Below are 25,605 nucleotides of genomic sequence, written 5' to 3'. Positions count from 1 at the left end.
TTTCTCAAGAAATAAGCCCCAACCATATTAACGGTTAGGGCTTATTTCCTTTATATATTTTTAAAGCAATATTAAATATTTTTTAAACTATAAAACATTTAACATTATTATTTTCCTAAAAGATTATTTAATTCATTAAAAGCACTTTCATTTCCATTTCCACCAACTCTAATTGGAGTTTCTATTTTCTTAGATTTAAGTACAGTTTTTTGACTTTCATCTAATTTATTTCCAACTAGAACTACTGGTGAATCAGTTTTAGCACCTAATGCTCCTACTGCTAGTCCATCTATTAAGTCACCTTGACTCTTTGAACCATCTTTAACAACAAAAGCATATTTTAAATCTGAATTAGTATAGAACTTATCTATTATCTTAGCATTAGTTTCATTTCTATTATTTCCTGCAAGTCTTGTTGGATTTGAAAGCTTACTTTCTAAGCTTGATGATAAAGTAGCTGTACCACCAATTATATAAGACTTAGTTATTTTTGATGAATTTAAAAACTCATCAGCCCCTTGTAACTCACTCTTTTCATTAGTAAGTATTATTGGCATATTGTTGTCAGCAGCTGCTGCACCAACACTTATTGCATCTGCAAGTCCATTGACACTATTTGCCACTGCAACTTGTGAAACAGATTTTATACTATTTAGCTTTTGAGCTAATGATATACTAGTCTTGTATCTATCACTACCACTAATTCTCTCTATTGATATGCCCATATTGCTAAGTTTAGTTTGTATATTCTTACTTAGAGAATTTTCTCCACCTATTAGATAAACTTTTTTAGTTCCTAATCTTTGTAACTCTGCCTTAGTTTTTGAATCTAAGTTATCTTTTCCTGTTAAAAGAATTGGAGAATCAATTGCTGCTGTAAATGGTGTAGCTGTTAAAGCATCCACTATTGCATTTCCATTTACTAGTACTGCATTTTGTGAAGAAGTCCATCCTTTTTGACTAACTTTAACTGCTGTTTCATATCTGTCAGCTCCAGTTAAAGATTCTCCTGAAGTAGCCTGTCCAGAAGATGTTTTTGTTATAGCTTTTATAACAAAGTTACAAGGAGAGAACTCGCTATATGTATTTATATCCTCAAATTTATTATTTTGAAGTATGTAACTTTCACCTAAGTTTGCTTTAGCTTCATACAAATAATATGCATCTATATCAGTTTCATATGCTAAAGTAGATTTTTCTCTATTAGGATTTGCTGTGTTGTCTATAACTACTACTATTGCTCCTTTACCTTTTGGTAGGTTATAAGAGTTAGTAGGTACATTTATGTATCCAGAATATGATACTGTTCCATTTGCAAGTTTTGTCATTGAGTTGTTTTGAGGAACTCCATTTACTACTGGTGCATAATATACTTCATATTTTGCTCCTACAGAGTCTGTTTCAAACATAACTGAGTCAAGTTTTTCAGAGTCTCTACTAAAATCAAATACATTTGCTGCTGTTATTTTATTTGACATTATCTTGCTAAGACCAGCATATTCAAGTTGATACATTTTTTTGTCACTGTCTGGTTTTGATACTGATTTCATTGCATAGTTATCTGTGTCTGTAAGTAGAGTTTTATCTTCATAAGAAATCCAGAAGAACCCTTTCATAGAATTGAACTCTCCCCAGCTACTTTTTACTAGCCATGCTCCATTTGATTCTGGCTTAACGTCTGAAGCAAAGTTATCTTTTGAATAATTATCATCCCATCCTACAATTGCCACAGAGTGATTTAAAGTTGCTCGTTTATTTGTACAGTTATATGCTGTTTCATCTTTATTAAAATATGTTGAATAATGAGCATACCCTGATGTCACTGAGCCATATTGCATTATAGCATTTTTTACAGTTTCTTTGTCTTTATTAAGACGTACAACATCTGTCACATTAAATTGTGTAGGTGCAGTATCCATATTTGAAGGTCTAGTTGCTCCTTGCTCTTCAGATTTAAGATTATATGGTATATCTTTTTCTAATTTAGGCCCTGCCCATGCTGTCAAATATCCTATAGCTGTTACATTTGAACTACCTGTCATATCTGTTAAGTTCCATCCATGTGTTCCACCAGTTGACCACCATCTAAAGTGTTCTTCTGAAAGGTCATAAGTTCCATATCCTTTTAACTTTAAATATGATTCTAAAGTTGACATACCAGAAAATGCCCAGCATGTATTAAGGTCTCCCTGATTTTTTGCTGGTGTAGTCAATCCTAAGTTCATTGGATTGTATGCTGCACTTGCTTTGTATGATGATGGAAGACTGCTTCTTCCCTTATTTTGAAGTGTTGTACCTTCCATTTCATGTGGAACTGGTATTACTCCATTATATTTTGCTGTGTCTCCATTTTTGACATCTTCTAGATATTGAAGATAGCTTTCAGAATACTCTGCAGTTTCTACTCCATCTAGAGTTTTATTGTTTTCTGCTGAGACAGGTATTGTTGACACTATTAAAAAGCAAACTGTCAACAATGCCAGTAGGCTTGACAATTTTTTTGATTTGTACTTTCTCATATTTACCCCCTTGTATGTATTTAATTTTTATTATATCAGATTTCTAAATCGAGGTCATATTTTATTTTGATAAAATATGGATTATTGGTGAATATTAACTGTAAAATATTATAAGTTTATTTTTTATTATATTTTACAATATATTGATTAGTTAATGAATGTGTTATACTAAAATGTGTTAGTATCTTTAAAGATAGTTATATTTTGTTGGTTTAGGAGGGTTATATTTGATTTTTAAAAAACATAAGGAGACAATATTATATTTATTTTTTGGAGCATTTACTAACCTTGTAAATATAGTTTCTTATTTATTTTTTACTAGAGTTATTTCATTTAATTTTATGGTTGCAAATGCTTTGGCATGGATTCTTGCTGTTTTATTTGCTTATGTTACTAATAAGTTTTTCGTATTTGAAAGCAGAAGAGTTGAGTTAAAATTTTTATTTAGGGAGTTTTTGTCTTTTGTTAGTTTTAGGTTGATTTCTGGTATTATAGAAATGGTTATTATGTATATAATGATTGATTTACTTTTTGTAAATGATGTTATGGTGAAGATTTTTACTAATATAGTTGTTATAGTTTTAAATTATTTATTTAGTAAAATGATAATTTTTAGGAAACAAAAAACAGACTAATCAATTAAGATACAGTCTGTTTTTATTTTTTATGTTAAACATCCTATTCTACTACTTTATCACTTACTCCCCATCTAGTAACTTTATTAGTAGAATCATCTAATTCAACTAATTCGATATATTTTTCTTTTACATCCTTTGCTTCTATCTTTACTCTATTAGTTGTAATTTCATCCCAGTTAGATATAGTGATTTTATCTCCAACGTTCATTGATGCTGGCTTCTTTGATACTATTCTATAATAAACCGTACATCCAGGATCAGCACCTGTTGCTGTTAGCTTAACATAATCACCATCAAAATCTATATCTGCACTTAGCCCTTTTGCAGTTTCTGACTTTAAATAAAAACCATCATCTATATAGTCAGATTTTCCCCATCTAGATACTTTCTTAGTATCAGAATTTATTTCAACAGCTTCTATATAATATCCATTTTCTGCTTTAATAGTGAATGGTAAAACAGAAGATGGCACAGCAGTCCAGTCACCTGTATCTATTCTATCTCCAATATATAATGCAGATGGTCTACTGCTTACTACTCTATAATAAATTTTGTAATTTGTATCTTCAGGTTTAGTGAATATTTTTACGTTTATATAGCCTGGTTTTGGAGATGATAAAGGCTCTGAAGTAGGATATATTCCACTTGCCCTTTTTTCATCTTTATCTGTATCATCAACTCTAGGTTTATTTCCACTTATTGATGGTGTACTAATCCCACCTAAAGTATCAATATTTCCTGAATTTTTTATTATAACACTAGTGGAATTATTTGTAACTTTACTTATATCACCTTTATTTTCTATATTTACATCTTTAGCACTACTAGATATAGTTAAAACCCATATATCTCCACCACTTTTATTCTCTATTTTAGATCCATTTGAATCATAAAGGTCAATATCATTTATCTCACCTTCATTTATAAATGTACCATTTTTTATATCCATTATTTTCACAGTTCCATCTAATGTGCCCTTATTAGTTAATTCTCCATTTGGCATATTTACAGTTATTGTTTGTGTATATAATCCTTCAAGTTCTACAGTTATAGCTTTTTTTGTTTCTATACTAAATGAACTAGTGATTTTTTTATTATCATCAGGTTTAAACGTTATAATGTCATTCGCATCTGCTTTTCTTAGAGCAACAGCTAATTCATCTGCTGTCTTAACTCTATATATAGTTTCTTCTTGTAAATCAAGTATATCCTTTACAGCATCTTCATTTCCATTTCCACCTACTTGCACAATATTATCAAAACTTTTAGTATTTAACACATCATATTGGCTAGAATCAAGTGCATTTCCTACTAATACAACTGGTGAGCTATTTTTAGCTGCTAATACACCTACAGCTAGAGAATCTATCAAATCGCTTTGTTTTTTCATACCATCTTTAGTTATATAAGCATTTTTTAAATCTGTATCTTTATAAAATTCTTCTACAACCTTTGCGTTAGTTTCATTTCTATTATTTCCAGATAATCTTTTTGCATTAGGTAAACTCTGTTCAATAGAGCTAGATACAGAATATGTACCACCAATTATATAAGATTTCTTTATATTTTTACTGCTAATAAAGTTATTTGCAACTTTTATTCCATTATTAGGATCTGAAAGTATAATTGGCATATTTTCTTGTGCAGCAATAGAACCCACACTTACTGCATCAGCTAACCCTTTCTCTCCATTAACTACAACTATATTAGAAATACTCTTTTCTTTATCTAGTCTTTCAGCTAATTTTAAAGATGTTTCATATCTACTATTTCCTGAAATTCTTTCAAACGTCATATTTTCTGATTTTAATTGTTTTTCAATATTAGTGCTTAGAGTATTCATACCTCCAATTAAATACACATTTTTTACACCTAGTCTTTTTAATTCTGCTTTAGTCCTACTATCCAATTTATCACTTTGAGTTAATAAAATAGGTGCATCTTTTAATTTAGCAAATGGAGTTGCAGATAATGCATCAGCTATAGAATTATCATTTACTAGTATAGCATTAGTAGCTTCTTTCCATCCATTTTGGCTAATTTTTATTGCAGTTTCCCATCTACCAGAACCTACTAGACTCTCTTTTGATGAAGCATCAGCTATATTGATAGATAATGCAAAGATAAAAAAAGTGGCTGTCAACAATGACATTATTCTCTTTGATATTTTCATTAACTATATCCTCCTAGTTTTTATATTAATGTTTATGGAGCATGTACATATTGGATTTTATTGGATTTTAATTCATCAAAGTGAGATTTAACAGAATGATATCCAATTGCGTAGTTCCCATTTTCGGGGTTCCATTTCTTGTATGCATCCATAGCATTTAATAATTTCTCTTCTTGACTACTCAAAACCTTCCATACTCTAACATTTGGATTAACTTTTTTGAAATCATTATAATCATATGGTTCTACATAAAATCTTAAATCTTTTATTTTTCCTTCTTTATACAATTCTAATGCAGCTTCACCTAATGCTCTATGATCTTCATGTATTCCAAGAGCTTTATATGGTGTAACTGTCTTCACTTTAGCATCAGGATATTTTTCTAAATATTTTAGTATTATCTCTCTTGCTTTTTCTTTACTCAATTCTCCATCATGAGCTCTGTTATTTTCTATATGTATATTATTTTCTTTGACTCCCATTGCTTTACAACTAGCTTTAAATTCCTCATCTCTATTTTTTGAAAAATCACTTTCTGATAAAGAATATTTATGTATATCTTTAATATGATAAGAACATGACCCTCCATCATCTAATACTTTTCTTATTATTGACTTACTACCATCAGTACATAATATAACATGTGTATCGCTTTTTTCTACATGTTCAATTATTGCACTACCCATACTTAATGTTTCATCATCTTGGTGTGGGGAAAAAAACAAGGTTGCTTCTATCACTATCATATCCTCCTATCTGTCAAGAGCAAGTTATACTTTAATTATTATGTCGATAGAAAAAGATTCCTATAAATAATAAGGAATCCTTTTCTATATTGTTGATTATTACCATCCCAGTATTTTGCCTATTTTTTGAACTACAGTCAATTCAATCCCATTACCTATTTGAGTTACTTCTGCACCAAGATTTAATTTTTTATCAAGAGCACTCTTTTGTGAATCTGTTATATCAGTTTTAGCTAAAAGTATTGGACCTTTCCCAGCTGCTAAAGGACCTGCTGCTAATGCATCTACTAGCATACCATTATTTCCATATCCATCTTTTGCTACATATAGTTTATCTAATTTGTCATAATATGTTTCTATAACTTTAGCGTTGGTATCATGTCTTGTTTCTCCTTCAACTCTTTGAACCTTTCTATCTTTATCAATATCAACAAGTTGATTTTCAATTTGGCTAGATACATTATTAGAACCACCAACTATGCCAATCTCTTTTCCATCCATCAACTTGATAGCTTCTGATGAGAGATCATTCCAACCATTTACTATTATAGGAGCCTTAAGTTCAGCAGCTTTAGCAGCTATACTCATAGCATCAGCTTCTCCTTTTGCACCTACTACAAATGCTTCTTTAAAAGAACCCATAGCTTTTGCTACTGCTACTGAAGTTGTATGTCTATCTTCTCCAGCTAATCTTTCAACATTCTTAGTTACTGATTCTAATTGTTTTTTAGCTGTATTCGATACTGCTGATTCCCCACCTACTATATATATTTTAGCTGATGGAGTTTTCTTAATTATTTCTTTTATATAATCTAAAGTTACTTTTGGTATTTCATTATCAGATGCCAACAATATAGGTGCTTTTTTAGATTGAGCTAGTGGCGTTGCTGCTAATCCATCAACTAATTTATTTGAATTAACTATAACTATATTGTCAGTGTATTTTGTTTGTTTTGCTATAGCTACAGCAGTTGCATATCTATCTTCTCCAGCTATTAAATTAACTTTTGTATTTCCATCTAATGCATCTTTTATATCTTTTAACTCTTTCTCGTTAGTACTTTCTACAGTAAGTTCTATCGCTTTCCCAGATGTATCAGTGTATTTAACAGTGAATTTATACTTTCCTGTTTCTGAATCTTTTGCTGAAATATCACTAATTGATTTTCCTGCACTATTTGATATTGTATTACCTTGAATAGTTAATCTATATCCATCATATAAATCTTGTGGTGAAACTGTATTTAAATCACTATTTTTTATAGTTATTTCAGCTAATTGAATATCCTCAATATTTTTAGCTCCTGCTACACCTAATTTATTTATTTTATTTACTCTAAATCCTTCTGCAGAAGGGTCTAAGTTTGTTCCTGCTATATCAACTGGATTTGCTGTTAAATCAATCTTTTCATCACCAATACCTATTTCTAGTGTTTTAGAAGTTATTACATCTGTCTTATCTTTTAAAGTTATTACTAATTTATCTCTTGTACTATCATAGGAAGCTTCCACAGTTGCCACACCATAAATCCCATTAGCTTCAGTTTTAGCTTTCTCTGTTATTGAATTAGCTTCAGCTGAAAGGTCTGCTGAATTTTCATATTTTTCAATTGCTTCAGCAACTACTTCATTTGCACTATTTGTTACATGCCCTTTATCTGATATAGTAACAAGAAGCTCTTTATTTTCTCCTAAAGCATTTACTAATTTCTCTAATTCATCTATATTAGTTATTACTTTTAATTTTGATGAATTCTCACCAACTTTTATTTCATATATTGGCTGTCCAACTTGAGAACCTCCTGTATATCTCTGAGCCATTAGTTCTCTAACTTTTGAAACTAATTCTGTTGCTTCCTTTTTAGTTATTGTTTGTTTCTTTACTTGTGTAGTTTCTGCAGCAAAAATTGGAGCTACTGATGTACTTATCATTGCAGCTGCCAGAACTATAGAAAGATTTTTTCTATTCATAGTATTTCCCCCTAAAAAATTCAATTTTTCATCATTTTTTCCTTATTTACCAATTATAATATAATTTACATATTATTTCAATAAACTGTAGATATTGTAATATTTGGATATTTTATTAAGGAGAATTAATAAACATTAATTTGAATTTATTTTTGTATACTAAAAAGTAACAAAATTGTAATTTTTTTTTTTAATCATACATATAACTCATAGACTTTTTATTATCTTTATAGTATAATATTAAATGGAAGAAAGAAATTTCAAGCATCTCTTTTTTCCGTATTTCTCACACAGAAAAAGAGGCTGACGTTCAGCCTCTTTTTCACTAATATAAATTTTATTTACAAGTGCTATAATTATAAAATAAATTATACTATGATATTAATGTATGAAAAGTGACCTAAAAGGTCACTTTTTTAGTTAAATTTATATAGATATTGCACTGTAGTTACTCTGATATTCTTATTTAAAGTTTCAAACATATCATAACCTTCTATAGCATATTCTTTAAAAGGATCTTTCTGTGCATAGGATTTAAGACCTATATACTGTCTTAATTGGTCCATGGCATCTATATGATCAACCCAATAAGTATCCACAACTTGAAGTAATACTCTTTTTTCTAACTGTGCTAATTCTTCAATTCCAACCATCATTTTTTTAAGGTCATAAACACGTTTTGAAATTTGATAAGTTTGAATTACTATTTCTTCAACACTCTTTTCATTTAAATTTGGGATTAATAGTGTATCTGCTGGCATAAAAGTATTATATAGATATTTAAAATATCCATGATAATCTCTAATTTTTTTTAGATATTTTTCAGCTGCATCTGAAATAATATCCATAACCATTTTTTGTATTTCATCTTCAATATCTGAACCACTTAATACCTTGTTTCTTTCATTATATATTACTTTTCTTTGTTCATTAATAGTATCATCATATTTAAGAACATTTTTTCTCTGTTCAAAGTTTTTACCTTCAATACCTTTTTGAGCTCTTTCTATAGCTCTATTTAAAGACTTACTCTCTAGTGCTTCATCTTCATTTGCATTCATTCTTTTTAATATCTTTTCTATACTTTTTCCACCATATAATTTTATTACTTCATCCTCTAAACTTACAAAGAATCTAGAAGTTCCAGGATCACCTTGTCTCCCTGAACGTCCTCTAAGCTGATTATCTATCCTTCTTGTCTCATGTCTTTCAGTACCTATAACATACAATCCGCCTAATTCTTTCACCTTTTCTTCTTCTACTTTATCTCCTGCTCCAAGTGATATATCTGTTCCTCTACCTGCCATATTAGTAGCAATTGTAACAGAACCTAATTTACCAGCTTTAGATATTATTTCAGCCTCCTTATCATGTTGTTTAGCATTTAAGACTTCATGTTTTACACCTTTCTTTTTAAGCAACGTAGATAATTTTTCAGACTTTTCAATAGAAACTGTTCCTACAAGCACTGGTTGTTTAGTTTTATTTATCTTTATTATTTCCTCCACAACAGCATTGTATTTTGCACGTTCTGTTTTAAACACTTTATCATGCAAATCAGCTCTTATAACAGGCTTATTAGTAGGTATTTGAACAACATTAATCTTATATGTATCTTCAAATTCACTTTCTTCAGTCTTCGCTGTACCTGTCATACCTGATAATTTAGAATATAACCTAAAGAAATTTTGAAAAGTTACAGTCGCCATAGTCTTTGATTCATCATTTATTTTTACACCTTCTTTAGCTTCAATTGCTTGATGAAGACCATCTGTAAACCTTCTTCCATCCATTATTCTTCCTGTAAATTCGTCTACAATTAATATTTCATTATCTCTAACAACATATTCAACGTCTATATCCATTAATTTATGTGCTCTTAAAGACTGATTTACATGATGAAATATCTCGATATTATCTATGTGAGTTATGTTTTCTATTCCAAAAAATTTTTCTGCTTTACTAAGACCACTTGCAGTAAGGGCTATAGTTTTATCTTTTCTATCCATTTCAAAGTCTTCATCTTTTATAGTTTTTATAAAAGCATTTGCAAGTTCATATAATTTAGTGCCTTCATCACCTTCTCCTGCAATTATAAGTGGAGTCCTAGCTTCATCTATAAGTATTGAATCAACTTCATCAACTATAGCGAAGTTTAGTTCTCTTTGAACTTTATCTAGTTCTCTTGTCACCATATTATCTCTTAGATAGTCAAATCCATACTCATTATTTGTACCATAAGTAATATCACATTGGTATTGCAATTTTCGTTCTACTGGTTCTTGTCCATTAATAATTACTCCTACTGTTAACCCTAAAAATTCATACACTGGCTGCATAAGTTCTTTATCACGTTGAGCTAAGTAATCATTAACAGTGATAACATGCACACCTTTACCTGTCAATGCATTTAAATAAACTGGAGCTACTCCCACTAGAGTTTTTCCTTCTCCGGTTCTCATTTCTGCTATTTTTCCCTGATGTAACACTATTCCACCTATTAATTGAACTCTATATTGGCGCATACCTAATATCCTTCTTGATACTTCTCTTACAACAGCAAAAGCTTCTGGCAATATATCATCTAAGGTTTCTCCTTTACTTAATCTATCCTTAAATACATTTGTCATATTTTTTAATGCTTCATCATCTAATATTTGTATTTTATCTTCTAAAGCGTCTATTTTGTCTACTATATTATTTAATTTTTTAATTTCTAATTCATCTTTTTTGTCTAGTATTACATCTAAAACTGACATATTTAATTTACCTCCTAATTTATTTTCTACTTACTATTATACATTAAAATGATTGAATAGTAGACATTTATTTTAAGGTATAGTATAATAATGATACTTAAATAAATAGTTACATCTTATTTTTTAAGTATTTCTCACAGTGAAAAGAGGCTAATTTAGCCTCTTTTTTATTTATATATTGAATAAAAAAAGGTCTCTCTTTCGAGAAACCTTTTTTTATTCAATATATAAATTTTATATTACATATCTAATAATTCTTTTAATTTTTTAACAACTGAATCAGCTATTCCTTGTCCTACTTGAACTAAGTTTTTACCACCATCACCATTAACTGTTTTACTTACAGCTACATGTTGCTCAGCTGATAGATTGTCAGTTGCTAATACTATTGGTGCTGGAGAAGGAGTTCCAGTTACAGTATCATTATCATATTTAGCGCCAAAGTTTCCAGCTACTGCTGCAGCTGCTAATGCATCTACTAATTGATCTTCTTTAGTAGAACCATCTTTTGCTAAGAAGTAATTTGTAACTGAATCTTTCTTAAAGTATTCTTTTATAACTTCAGCATTAGTTGCTTGTCTGTCAGCACCACTGATTCTCTCTGGAGATTTTCCAGTAGCATCATCTATATAGTCTTCCATTTTAGCAGAAACACTATTTTCTCCACCGATTATATCTACTTGTGCATCATCTAAGAAATCTTCAGCTTCTTTAGATAACTTGTCAGCTTTTCCATCTACAACAACTATTGGAGTAGCTTCACCATTTTTTAATTGAGATGCAACTGGAGCTATACTCATAGCATCTGCTAATCCTGTTCCACCTACTACATATGCTTTATCATCTATATCTATTTCATCAGCTATAGCTAATGAAGTTTCATATCTATCATCACCTGATAGTCTAGTTACCTTAAGACCCATATCTTTTAATTCATTTTCAACTGCTTTAGATACAGAATTTACTCCACCTGCTATGAAAACTTCTTTTTTATTGCTTATTCCAGTTGAAGAATCTAATTTCATAACTCTCTTTATTTCAGCTCTTACTGATGAATCTAGCTTATCTTTAGAACTTAATAATAAAGGAGCATCTTTTTCTGCTGCTAAAGGTGATGCTACTAAACCATCAACTATAGCTTGAGAACCAACTAATACAATACTATTTACAGGATTTTCATATAATGCTTTTGAATCAGTAGAGTTATAGAATTTACGGCTTAATTCTATAGCAGTTTCTATTCTATCACTACCTGCAACAGCTTGTACATTTGAGTAACTATTATTATAAGTTACTAGATCATCTAAATAATCTTCTAAATCTTTTAGTTTTGAAGCTTTTAATACTATTTTAGCTGGTGCATCTTCATCACCTAAGTTAGTTGGTGTTTTTGTAGTTGCAGATAAAGTACTTAATCTTTTTCCGTCTGGGTAAAGAGTTATTGTTAAATCACCATCAGTATCTTCTACTGCTACTTCACTTACATGCTTAGCTATATAGCTTATGTTATTTTTAGACTCTGTACCATCATCTTCAAGCTTACCATCTTGGAATACATATTGTTTAGCTAAATCTTGAGCTTTTGTACTTGAGTTAGATTTAACATCTATAGTTTTTTCTACAGCTTTTATTACTTTAATTGTAGTATCATCTTTACCAACACTAGGAGAACCTGGAGTTGTAGGAGTGTATCCTAAACCACTTACTGTAGTATTATTTTCATCAAATTTAAAAGTATCAGCATCTGCTACTTTTTTTGCTGTTTTTTCTTCTCCTACTTTAAATGTTTCTTGTGTAAATAAAGTAATATTCTTTACATCTGTACCATCAACTGCACTACTTTTAACTATACCATATCTTAATTTTGCATCAAGATTTTTTGGTTTAATTGTAAGAGTATCTCCTACTATCTCCCATGATGCAATATCATTTAAAGTAAGGGCTGTAGATGCAGTTGAATCAGTTCCATCAAATGATACCATTCCCTTATCTGTACCATTACTATTTCCTGCACCAATTATTTCTGTAGTTTTATTATCATTTAAATCTTTCTCTATATTTGTTAAATCTTGTGCTGTTAATTTTGCTGCTGGAGCAGTAGATTCACCAGTTTTGTACTCAACTGCAAATTCCACATACTTTCCATCACCTAAACCTTTAAGTTGATTTTTAGTAAGTGTCTCTAACTTATCACCAGCACCTTCACCAGCAGTAACAGTAGTTATATATTCACCATCAAAATATATACTTATTTGTGTTATTTTATCATCTTTTAAACCTGCTTTTAAATCCTTAAGTAATTTCTCATACTTATCCTGAACTACTGTATAGCCTTCAGTTTTTAAACTTACTTGAGCAAATACTGGAGCAGCAGAACCTACAACAGTAACAGCAGCCATAGCCATTGCTAAATTTTTCTTATTCATTTCTTAAATTCCTCCCAACATTATATTAATTACATCTCTTTAATTATGTACATTAAATTTCCATGTTCATATAATCCAAATATTTCTCACACTCTTATGATAGACTATATAAAATATAATTTCAATAATTTATGCAAAATTAATTGAAGTTTTTTCCAACAAATTAATTTGTTTTTTTACATTTTTTTATCTTTTAAAATATTTTATATAAATCACACCTTATTCCTAATTTTATTTTTAATTTCAAATTAACTTTATCCACCTTATACCATAAATACTAATATAAAATCTAACTATTCAAAAACTCCATCGTCGCATTAACTTCTCCTTGACTAGAAATATGCATGCCAAATCCAAAGCTATAAAATTCATCTTTTAACATATTCTCATTGTACTTAGAAGACTTCTTCCATAAATCAAAAATAGATTTAGCTATTTCTTTTGCATCTTTAGAAGTATAAACAGACTTAACATTCATAGGTAAATATGCAATGTTTTCATCACTTCTTGCTCCAAACCCAAAAAACACTTCTGCTGCATTTCTTCCATCAATCTCATGAGCAAATACTTTTTTCTCATCCATATACTTAGACCATGCATTTGCCATTCCAGATAATGCCTTTGATTCTTTTAAAATAGTTTTTCCTTTTTCTTTTCTATATGAGTTAACTAAATTATACATTTCATTAGACACCATAGCCTTAAATTCATAACTATTAGGATTTTTTGTGCTTGTATTTACAATTACCTTAACATTTACACTAACTTCACACTTCTGACCTAAACTATCTATAGCATATATATTTAAAACATATGTACCTGCTTTCTTTGTATCAACCTTCCCTTGAATATTAGGAATTAATTCATTCCCATGATAATCAGTAGCAACTATATTCAACATGCTATTATTAAAACTATCACCTACAAACATTTCAATATTATTAGCAGTTATTGTAGGCAATGTATTCTTATCAGATGCATAATCAATACATTGTTCAATAACATTTTTATCCATACCTCCTAAAGAAGTAACTTCCTTAGATCCTTTAAGTATACTCTTGTCACTTCTCTCATCAACAAGTACTATAGGTCTATTTTTAGCTAATGGAGAACCTGCTACAGCATCTACTAATTTATATCCTTGAGAAATATAAAATTTATTTGTTCCTTTATAAAAACGTTGTATGACCTTTTTATTGGTCTCAAATCTATCCTTCCCAGCAATTCTAACAGAGTTAGTCTTATTAACAAGTTCATTACTCATTATCTCCTCTGAGCCAAGAGAATAACACTGAGCATCATCTACATTAAATGGTATACTCTTTCCATCCGTAAGTATCACTGGTACTCCATCTCTAGCAGCTACAGAAGACACACTCATTGCATCAGCTTCACCTCTATATCCATTTACAAGAAAGACCTTATCTCCATTATTTACTGGTTTAATAGCAGATATCTCCTTCGCTATAAGATAACTAGTCTTTATTCTATCTTCTCCACCAATTCTTTTGACTTCAATTCCCTTATTCTTAAGTTGATTTTCTACAGATTTACCTATAGTATCCTCTGTCCCTATAATATAAGCATTCTTAACATCTTTTAATCTTTTTTCTACATCAGTTGGTATCTTATTTTTTTGTACCAACATTATAGGAGCATTTGTTACTCCTGACAATCCACTTGCACTTAACCCATCTACTATAGAGTTATCAGTGTTTACTAATATGACTGTTTCATATTTTTGTTTATCTGCTATCAAAGCAGAAGTTTCATATCTATCTTTACCTTGTATCTTTTCTATACTTGAAAGTGCATTAATATTTGATGTACCTGCCATTATTAAAGTTACAGCCAATCCTATTGATAATATTCTCTTATCTACCTTCATCGAACTCCTCCTACTAATCTTTTATATAATTCAGCTAATCATAAATTACATCCTCAGTAGTGATTCCCTCAAAATTTATAAATTATTAAAATAGAAAACACCTAAAATACCATAATCTATAAAGCAATAACAAAACAGATTACAAAAAATACTTTAGATGTGATTTTCATTTCATAATATCAGTAAATTAATGAAAAGATAAGATTTTTGGAATTTTTTACAAGCTACCTTCATTACCGTTTAGAAATTCTTGAGTAGCATGTACTTGTCCATCTGACAATATATAAAGTCCAAACCCAGTACTATAAAACTCATCGCTAAGCATATTTGCATTATACTCAGGAGACTTCTTCCACACTTCAAATATAGCCTTCGCCAAATCTTTTGCATCTTGAGTAGTTTGAACATTTTTAGAATCTATATAAATATAAGCTATATTTTCCTCACTTCTCATTCCAAATTCAGAAAATACTTGTGGAGCATTTTTACCATCTATATAGTGTGCAAAAACTTTATTGTCCATCATATACTTAGACCATGCATTTGCCATCCCCTCTAACTTACTAGACACTACCAAAGGTTCTTTACCTTTTTCTTTTCTATATGAATTGATTAAGTTATACATTTCAGTAGAAACCATTTTTTTAAATTCTGGGCTATTATAATCATGAGATTTATCATCTAACACTTTTATTTCTACTCTTTTTTCTGTACTTTTTCCCCATTCATCTGTAGTTTTTAATGTCAATATGTATGTACCTACTCTATTTGTATCTATAAACCCATTAATTTCTATTGGCAATACATTTCCTGTATTGTCTTTAGCTACTATATTCATCTTGCCAGTGTCAAATTTTTCGCCTTTATATATCTCTGTACTTCCCACTGTAATTATTGGAGGTTGTCCATTTGATTTTGAAGCACTTATACATTGTTGTATTACCTTCTCATTCATTTCACCTATAGAAGTTATATATTTAGCTCCTTCTAATACAACCTTATCACTACCATCATTTACTAATACCATTGGTGAATCTTTAGTAAGTGGTGCAGCTGCTATAGCGTCTACCAACTGATAGCCATCTGATACATAAAATCCTTCTACATTTTTATAAAAGTACTCTATTACCTTTTTGTTAGTTTCAAATCTGTCAGTTCCTTCTATTCTAACTGAATTTGTGCTCTTTACTAAAGAACTGCTCATTATCTCCTCTGACCCTATACAATAGGACTGAACATTTTTGACATCAAAAGGCACACTCTTTCCATCTGTAAGTATAATTGGAACACCATCTCTAGTAGCTACTGATGATACACTCATAGCATCTGCTTCTCCACTATATGCATTAGTTAATAGTACCTTATCCACTTTTTTTATAGTTGCTATTTCTTTAGCTATTAGATAACTTGTTTTTAGCCTATCTTCTCCACCAATTCTCTTTACTTCTATATGTTTAGAATCTAGTTCTTTTTCTACTGATTTACTTATAGTATCTTCTGTACCTATTATGTATGCTTTTTTGATATTTTTTAGACATTTATTTGTCTCTGTTGGTATCTTATTTTTTTGTGTAAATAATATTGGTGCTTTTGTTGCACCTGACAACCCACTTGCACTTAATCCATCTGCAAGAGATTTTTCTGTATTTACTAAAATAACTGTTTCATAAGTTTGTTTGTCAGCTATCTTTGCTGCTGTTTCATATCTATCTTTGCCATATATTTTTTCTACTACTGATGATGCATTTACACTTTTGAAGTTTACCAAGATTAATGATACTGCTAGACCTAATGATAATATTTTTTTATTCATTTTCATATCCCCCTGATGATTTTTATGTTTTATATTTATATGGTTTTTACTTTTTTTTATTATTTTGTTATTTTTTGTATATTATAAAGTATATCTTATATAAATATATTACGTCTATATATTAATATTTTATTTAATTAAAAATTCAAAAACTATCTCTAGTTATATTTTAAATATTTGTAAGATATATTTCATTATTAAAAATAATTTACATCACTTTACAAATTAAATTTAATTCTACTTAAATTTTCACATATATTCCAGCATAATATTATTAAGATAATATAAATAAAAATAAGAATGCACTTAGACATATGATTTATATCTAAATACATTCTTATTTTAAGCTTACTTACTTATATTTACTTTGATATTTATTTTGATTCAATTAAACTCTTAATCTTATCTACTACAGATGAAGCTATTCCTCCACCCACTTCAAACAACTTAGATGAATTTTTATTTTTTAATGATGATTCTTGTGATTTATCTAACGTATTTGTGGCAAGTACAACTGGTGAATTATTTTTAGCTGCCAATGGACCAACTGCCAAAGCATCTATAAGTTTATCTTGATTAGCAACTACAACCCCATCCAATTTGGAATGAGAATAGAATTTATCTATTACTTTAGCATTTGTCTCTTGTCTATTTTGACCTGCAACTCTATTTTTTGATACATCTTTATTTGTTATTTTTCCAACTTGCTCAATAGCCTTGTTAGATATTTTTTCTACTCCACCAATAAAGTATACATTTGACACTTTGTTTGATTTAATAAATTGTTCTGCTTCATTATCTACACCATCTTTTTGTGTAAGTACTATTGGAGTTTTTTCCTTTCCAGCTAATGATGCTATTGATAATGAATCTGCTTCTCCATTTCCTGCTCCTATATACAACTTGCTTACATTATTTGTCTTATCAATTTCTTTTGCTATATTAATAGAAGTTTGATATCTTGTTTCTCCACCTATTCTTTGTACTGATATCTTTGAATTTATGCCTTTAATAGCTTCAACAACTGAATTTGGCATTGAGTTATTTCCACCTACTACAATTACTTTTGATGGATTTAATCTTTTTAGCTCTTCTATAGTTTTTTGAGGAAGTTTATCATTTGAAGATAAAAGAATTGGTGAATTTTTTACACTAGCAAGTGGTGTAGCAGTAAGCCCATCCACCATACTTCTGTCTTCTCCATTTACTATCACAACTGTATCTGACTTTGTCCATCCACTTTGAGATATTTTAACAGCAGTTTCAAATCTATCTGCACCTTTTAATTTTTTTACTGTAACATTAGATGTAGAGTCGCTTGAACTTCCTCCACTAGAAGAACTACTACCTCCAGATGAACCACCTGAATTATTATTTCCACCATTATTATTGTCATCAGAATTGTCTGGTGGTAATTCATCTGGTTTAGCTAACTCATTATCAACTACATACTCTAAACTTTTTGGAAGTGTAACTTCAACATACTTACTTATTGTAGCTTTTCTTCCTTTACTTGATTTTTGTGATAATCCAAGCTTTAATATTATATTTGAACCACTTTCTTCGGTTTCTTTACTAACAACAGAATAGTTTATTCTAATATTATTTAATAAATATTCAAGTGATTCACTTTTCTCAACCTTATATTTTTCAGGATCGTTTTTACTAGTTCCAGTTCCTCCTATTGGTTTTACTTCATTCTCATTGATAAGAGTAAAGTTTAAACTTTCACTAGAATCTATACTTTCATAATCAACGGTTTTATTGTTGTAAGTTACAATTTTTAAAGCTGGTTTGGAATTTTCCCCATTACCCAATATTTTATACTTAGCACTTGAATTACTTCCAGATTTTTTTACTGATATTCTTCCTATATTTAATGTATTTCCATCTAACAAATCTTCATTTGATGTAACATATATATCTAATGTTGTTGTATTACTTGCTTTATCATATGTTGAAACACAATTGGCATTTGCATTTCCACTTTTTATCTGAGCTTCTATATTATCAGACCACTTAATCTTTTGGCCTGGCTCATTATCTAGTACTTCAACCTCACCTTGTACTTTTATACTAGCTTGAAATGAATATACTATATTTTCTACTGAATCCACAGATATATCTATAGTATTTACTTTTTCATATGTCTTTGTTCCTTGTAACACTGGAGCAGCATATGCACATGTAGCACTACCAGTTACAGCTACTGCCATAGTTGACACTGCAATAGTTCTTATAAGAAATTTTCCTTTACTCATTAACACCCGTCCTTATCTACCATCAGCCAGATGGATAAAATCCTTTATCTATCTGGCTTTTATATTTAATTTATAAATTACCCTAAACTTATAGTTACATTATATATACTTTACTTTTAACATCTTACTCTTTTAAAACTTTTCTAGTACCTAATCCTACTAAATATCCACTATTGGCACTAGCATGTTTAGTTTTTTTTAGATTTCTATTACTTATTTATCTCTGACAATATTACCTTTTACTTTATTATTTATAGATATAACCTTCTTATTGCTAACATCAATAGTATTCTTTGTAGCTTTTCTCGCTTTACTATTACTATCAGTAAGACTTATCGTCTTTAACTCATCATAAGTTTTAGCTTCCACAGGAACATACATTGTATCACTTACAAATCTTTGACCTATTGGAGTATCTCCTTGAAGGTCATTATATCTATATAATTCTGCCTTAACTTTATCACTTAAAGAATCAAAGCTTTCTTTTGCCATATAGTAAACCCATGTACCTTTGCTTATTTCACCTAATTCACCTTTTTCTGGTACCTCTGCAAATAAAAGTGCTTCCCCAGAGATAGTTTTATTATTTTTATCTATAAGTAATGGTAAATTAAATGCTGGATTTCCACTGTATTCACCTGTAATTACTATTGAACCTGCTGGAATCTTAGCTGTTTCATCTTCACTCGTATTAGTATCATCCTTTTGATATACATAGTCTTCTGTTAATTTTCCAATTCCGTTAGTGCGAGTTTGGTCTACACTATTTACTGTTCCAATCTCTATATTGTCACCTGGAGGTCCTATTACATCAAGCTCTGCAACCTCTATATTAGACTTATTGTTTGATATTAGTTTTACATATCTAGCTTGGTATGTCCAAAGCTTACCATCTTTATTAAATGTAACTCTAGCTTCATTATCTTGGTCTTTTCCTCCACCAACTAAGTCTTGTCCGTATTCAAAAGTTCCTTGGCTAACATCTTCCCAATTCTTTTTATCATTACTTACTTGTATTTTGTAATTAGTTAAAGGATTGTATGTTGTACTAGTATCCTTTCTAAGGTTGAATAATCCTTTTAATGAGAACTTTCTAGCTTCAGTTTTTGGCTTTGTATATTTTAGCCCTACTATAGGTAATGTTTCCTTCATATCTACTATTATATATGGATTTTCTTCTACATTTATATCTGGGTCTTTTTGAGGGTCTTTGTTCCACTCAGCTTTACTTATTCTTTTTCCTTTATATGTAGTACTTGCATCATTATCCTTGATGTTATCAATCTCTGGATTTTGTAGTGGTCCATGTGAGTCATTTTCAGTTCTAACATCACCATCAGAAACAGTGTTTGTTATAAATGACCATGCTGATTTGTTTATTTTTCCTTCATCTGATAATTTTACAGTACCAATTTCAAACTCATCTGTTGGATTTAGATGATAATCGTATGCAACTACTTTATATGTAAATGCTCTATTATTAAGAGGAGATATATTATCAGTAAATTTAGCTTGACTATTTCCTTTTGCATCTACAAACCCTACTGTTCTATATTTTACTTGAGTTCCATTTTCACCATCTAAGTAGTTTCCATCACTTCTTATTATCTCGTATCCCAATATCTTGTCTTTGTCTTTGTCAACATCTAGGTCTATAGATATTTTATTAGATTTAACTAGAGAACCACTTTGTACTCCATCAACAAAACCAGCACTTACTTTAGTATCTTCTGCCATACTAGATATATTTTCATTTAAAATCTTTCTTCTAGCTTCATCATTTATATATTGTATCTTTCTAGACTCTTTTTCGTACTTTTTACCATCCATTATACTGTTTAACTCTGGTGTAATTTCTACTCCCCATGCTTTAAAGTAATCTCTTAAATCTTTTTCAACAACACTTGATGCCATTGCTACTAACATTTGGTCTTTTGGTAAATTATTTATTGGGTCATCACTTGAAAGTGCTCTATATTTTCTTGAAATCTTAGCATAGAATGTGTCATTGCTTAAATCAGCATCTGAGTTATTCTTTAGCATTGAACCAGTAAAATCATTATCATAAGCTAAATGTAGTTGCCACAACATTCCAAGTCTCTCAAATACATTACTTGGTATACCTACACTGTTTGAAGTTACATGTTCAAATATCTTGTCCATTGTTGAACCTTCAAGTCTTGAATGTGTCTTATCATCAAATGTTTGAGCAAGTAAAGCAAGTACATTGTTACTAGTTTCGCTATATGTCATCTTCCCAATGTCTGTAACATGTCCTATCTCATGACCTATTCCCCATCCAAACAAACTTCCTCCTGTAGCTTTTCCAGTAGCATCTATTTGGAAAGGTACTCCATTCATAAGTCCTGGAACTGAACCGTATTCTACTCCTACATGTAAACCAGAAGCATACATAAATGCTCCAATAAACATTCTTTGATATTTTATATTCATACGAGATTTAGGAGCCATATCATTTTTAGTTATGTCAAATTCATTATCATCTACAGTTCCATTTCCATCTAAATCTTGTGTCTTAAATACTCCTCTTTCTGAGTATATTAAGTCCATTATTTGTTCCCATGCAAGCATACTATTGTATAATCTATCTACTTGTGTATTTAAATCAGAATTTCCACTTGATATTCCTTGGTATACAGCTGTTGCAGGAACATTTAACGTAACTTTATCACTTTCAATATCTGTAGTGTTTAATACACCTGTTGTTTCTGAATATCCATATGAATTGCCAATATTCGTTCCTGGATAATATGGCTCTCCCTTTATATCATTCTTATATTTAGCTAATTCTTCTATATAGGTTCTTATCTTTTTCTTAGATGCAGAAACTCCTTCAGGGCTCTTATCATTTATCATTCCATTTAAGTTAAGATGTGGTATCTTAGTAGCTCCTGCTACACGTACTTTTATATCTCCACCACTTGGAGTGTCATAAGGGTATCTTATATACAAGCTTCCTCCACGTTCTGCATCTAAGCTGTGAAGCTTACTCAGCTGAATTACATTTTTACCAGTGCTAAGGTTTATTTCTCCACTCTTATATGCTCCAGACTCTCCATAGTATTGTGTATATATTAGTTTAGGAGTCTTACCACTTTTACTTCCAACATATATCGTAATTTCATCTCCAGCTCTAGCAGCTACTCCCAATGCCTGCCAGTCATTTCCCATACCTAAGTTATTAGACTTAACAGTATATTTTCCACTCTTATCTTTGTATTTTCCTGAAACATTTATATCTTGATTTACAGTTGTTATATCAGTAAGTGTAGCTCTATCATTATATAAGTCTTGGGCTAATTTTAATTCTCTATCAATAATTGTCTTATATGGATGATATTCATCACTCACTTTATCAGGAGTGCTAATTCTATCTTTTAATTCGGTTATTTTTTCTTGAGTTACATCTTCTTTTAATTCAACTTGTAAGTCATCTACAAATAGATTTCTTACATCTTTTTCTATACTGTCATATTCATAGAATTTAAGTTCTGATATATTAGACTTATATGAATAAGAAGAACAAACACTTACTTGTATCTTAGTAGCATTTATTGGTTCCTTTAATCTTACCATTACATATATATTATTATTTACAGGGTCTGTTTTTGTTTCAAAGGGTACATCTCCTAAATTATGTACTTGACCATTTTCATCCCAGTATTTTATTTCAAAGTCATTGATTGTCTTATCAGAAACATCAAAACGAGGGGTAGCCATAAAAGTATCCATCGTATAAGCTTTATCAAAAGTTATGATTGGACCTCTATTCGTTCCCTCAGCAGCATTATATTTTGGGAATGTCCAATGTGTTGTAAAATCTCCATCTACTATATTAAATTTATTAAATGGATTTTTGTCACTATATTCACTTTTATCATATCCAGCTGGATAAGTAACATCTACTATATGATTTGTTGGTATCCCAAAACCTGCATCTAACTTAGGAGTATTAATTAGTCTATAGTTAGGTGTTGTTGGAGCATCAACACTCTCAGTTGTTCCTATATATGTTTTAGACATTCCACTCGTACCTAAATGGTTCGTAGCTGTCATTCTAACTTCATATGTTGTATTATCCTTAAGCCCCTCTATTTTTAAACTTGTTCCACGAATAAGTTTGTCATTATATTTTATCCAAGAGCCATTAGAACTTTTTTCTCTATAATATAAATCAAAGTCTTTAGCTTGCTTATGATTTTTCCAGCTTACATCAAGAGCCTTAAATCTACCTTTGACATTTATACCTTCTGGTGGTTCTGGTTTTGTATCTGGAACAACTTGAAATTCTATTATACTGTCTGGACTAAATTGTATAGGCTTATAGTTTGAGTCTACATTTTCTGGGACTCCATCTAAGTTTTCTGCTGTTGCCTCTTTATATCCACTAGCCCAATCTCCATTTAAAGACTGTATGCTCACTCTATATAATCCATATGCTTGTATATCTCTTACATCTATAGTGTTTTTACTCGTTTGTAATTTTTTAGTCGATAGTACTTTTCCTTTACTGTCAATTGTATCTAATATAAGTTCATATGCAGATACATTTACTTCATTATTCCAATAAAAAGATACTTTTTCGTTTCCAACAGCAGTACTAGTCGATATTTTATTGATTTTAGGTATATTCATATCTGGTTTTGGTATTTCTTTATAAACATTATTTAAAAATTCAACTTTAGATATTTCTGCAAGATTTCTATCATTTGCTGTCGTAGCTGTTATTTTTATTGTTATCTTTTTTACTGCTACTTGTTTACCAAGATTTATTACTATATCACTATTTTGAACTTCTGCATATGTTTCTACTGCTGACCTACCATATGTAGATGTTGTAGAATTATCATCTTTGCTGATATTGTCTTCTTGTTTTGATGTATCTTTGTCTGAATCAGACTTATCTGTTGATGAATTTTCTTTATCGTTGTTTTCTTTATCAGTTGTATTTGAATCTTCTTTATCATTTTTTTCTTCTTGATTATTGTCTAAATTATTGTCAGACTGCTCTATATTTTCATCTTTATTATTTGTTTCTTCTTGCTCATTATTTACTTCCTCTTGCTTCTGCTCTTCTTTTAAAGTTTCTACATATTCTTTATTTTCATAAGGAACCTGTTGAACATTACCATCTTTATCTGTAACTTCAACTATTCCTTTTGCTGGAGCATTCCCTTCAGGTGCTTTTATATTTATGACTTCCATATCAAGTGCTTCTAATAAAGCTATATCCATTACTGCTGGTTTTTCTTCTGATATCTTATCATCTGCATTTGCTGGAGATATTTTAACTCCACTATTATCTCCACTGAATAAATCCTCTACAGTACCTTGAATATTTGTATCACTGTTTTTTTCTAATGTTACTTTACTTGTATCTACTATAGGATTGGTAGATACTATACTCTCTAGGCTTTTTTCATCTTCACTTTGCCCTAAATTTTTCTGAACATAGTCTAAGTCAGCAATATCTACCTTTCCATCTCTATTTAAATCATATTCACTTTTATTTGAGTTTATATTTTTCAATACATCCTCATAATCCTTCTTATCAACTTTGCCATCATTATTCACATCGCCCATCAAGAATAGTTCATAGTTTAGAGGTTTATTTTTATCATCAACACTTGCTCTATTACTTAACAAAACTCTTTGTGAATAACTTGATATATCAATGTCCTTAATTTCCTTACTCTTGAATCCTCCTCCAGAGACTTCTACATTGTATTTTCCAACAGGTAAATTATTAAATACAATATTATAATATGATATATTTTCATCTTTATTTTTTATTTCACTTCTACTTGCAGATAGTTTTTTTATAGTATACTCTATGTTATCTGCCCCAATATTTAATGTTCCTGAATCTTTTTCTCCAAGCTTTATTATTCCACTGTTATTACTATCATCTTTTAATTCCAATTGTGTATTAGTTATACTTTCTGATTCATTATTTTTTATTGGAAGTGAAAAATTTAAATCTACTTCAAGATTCCCCTTTAACTTCTCTGTAACTGATTTTTCAACTGCCCTTAACTTCCCCTCTAAGATAGGTTCTGCAAAAACGTTTAGTGGTGCACTACACATTGATACTGCTAGTACACAAGATATTGCTTTTTTCATGAAACAACAATCCTCCCTCAATAAATTTCTAATTTCTCATGAATTTAAATACTATAGTTTCAGACAATAAAAAAAGACACTCAAAGAGAATCTTAATTATAAAATAAAAAGACTTTACTCTTTTTAGCAACTGGCTGATATGGCTTTAAAAGCTTTAACCCCTATAGTTTTGCGTCATTAAGTTTCCCTAATTTTGCCATTTAATTTTCACTACTTTCTTACCCATTTTATACCATATTTAAACTTTTTGATACAATTTTTTCACTA

General features: G+C 29.9%; 11 protein-coding genes and 1 riboswitch. Of the genes, 1 reads left to right on the top strand and 10 read right to left on the bottom strand.

The window, feature by feature from the left end; genetic code table 11:
- Positions 1-107: 107 nt before the first annotated feature.
- Positions 108-2,519 carry a cell wall-binding cysteine protease Cwp84 gene (locus tag IC219_RS10610; RefSeq protein ID WP_227830838.1) on the bottom strand — a complete coding sequence of 804 codons (2,412 nt, stop codon included), beginning with the start codon at positions 2,517-2,519 and terminating at the stop codon, positions 108-110.
- A 227-nt stretch (positions 2,520-2,746) separates the two neighbouring features.
- Here IC219_RS10610 and IC219_RS10605 point away from each other — a divergent pair, with 227 nt between their 5' ends.
- Positions 2,747-3,154, top strand: coding sequence for a GtrA family protein (locus IC219_RS10605; RefSeq protein ID WP_227830839.1), 408 nt, complete (start codon positions 2,747-2,749; stop codon positions 3,152-3,154).
- Between the two features lie 43 nt (positions 3,155-3,197).
- Here the strand turns inward: IC219_RS10605 and IC219_RS10600 are convergent, their stop codons facing one another.
- The 9 genes from IC219_RS10600 to IC219_RS10560 all read right to left on the bottom strand — a co-directional run bounded on the left by IC219_RS10600 (position 3,198) and on the right by IC219_RS10560 (position 25,338).
- Entirely contained in the window at positions 3,198-5,330 is a 2,133-nt protein-coding gene (locus tag IC219_RS10600) for a cell wall-binding repeat-containing protein (protein WP_285894554.1), read from the bottom strand.
- 32 nt (positions 5,331-5,362) lie between these two features.
- Entirely contained in the window at positions 5,363-6,076 is a 714-nt protein-coding gene (locus IC219_RS10595; RefSeq protein ID WP_227482111.1) for a PIG-L family deacetylase, read from the bottom strand.
- Between the two features lie 99 nt (positions 6,077-6,175).
- Entirely contained in the window at positions 6,176-8,047 is a 1,872-nt protein-coding gene (locus IC219_RS10590) for a cell wall-binding repeat-containing protein (RefSeq protein WP_227830840.1), read from the bottom strand.
- Positions 8,048-8,463: 416 nt separating this feature from the next.
- Complete coding sequence (secA, locus tag IC219_RS10585; protein ID WP_227830841.1) at positions 8,464-10,806, bottom strand: preprotein translocase subunit SecA; 2,343 nt, start codon at positions 10,804-10,806, stop codon at positions 8,464-8,466.
- Positions 10,807-11,045: 239 nt separating this feature from the next.
- Entirely contained in the window at positions 11,046-13,232 is a 2,187-nt protein-coding gene (gene slpA, locus IC219_RS10580; RefSeq protein ID WP_227830842.1) for an S-layer protein SlpA, read from the bottom strand.
- A gap of 289 nt (positions 13,233-13,521) precedes the next feature.
- The gene (locus IC219_RS10575; protein WP_227830843.1) at positions 13,522-15,120 is read right to left on the bottom strand and encodes a cell wall-binding repeat-containing protein; all 1,599 of its coding nucleotides are present in this window, start codon (positions 15,118-15,120) and stop codon (positions 13,522-13,524) included.
- A gap of 217 nt (positions 15,121-15,337) precedes the next feature.
- Complete coding sequence (locus IC219_RS10570; RefSeq protein ID WP_227482106.1) at positions 15,338-16,939, bottom strand: cell wall-binding repeat-containing protein; 1,602 nt, start codon at positions 16,937-16,939, stop codon at positions 15,338-15,340.
- A gap of 368 nt (positions 16,940-17,307) precedes the next feature.
- Positions 17,308-19,194: a cell wall-binding repeat-containing protein gene (locus IC219_RS10565; protein WP_227830844.1), complete on the bottom strand. Its 1,887-nt coding sequence runs from the start codon at positions 19,192-19,194 to the stop codon at positions 17,308-17,310.
- Positions 19,195-19,407: 213 nt separating this feature from the next.
- Positions 19,408-25,338 (bottom strand): M60 family metallopeptidase, encoded by a 5,931-nt coding sequence (locus IC219_RS10560; protein ID WP_227830845.1) that lies wholly within the window; start codon positions 25,336-25,338, stop codon positions 19,408-19,410.
- Positions 25,339-25,460: 122 nt separating this feature from the next.
- Positions 25,461-25,546, bottom strand: a riboswitch (cyclic di-GMP riboswitch).
- Between the last annotated feature and the right edge of the window lie 59 nt (positions 25,547-25,605).

The sequence above is a fragment of the Clostridioides sp. ES-W-0018-02 genome (assembly GCF_020658175.1).
Lineage (GTDB): Bacteria > Bacillota > Clostridia > Peptostreptococcales > Peptostreptococcaceae > Clostridioides.
The sequence above is the reverse complement of the archived record's forward strand: the minus strand, read 5'-3'. Positions and strand labels throughout refer to the sequence as shown.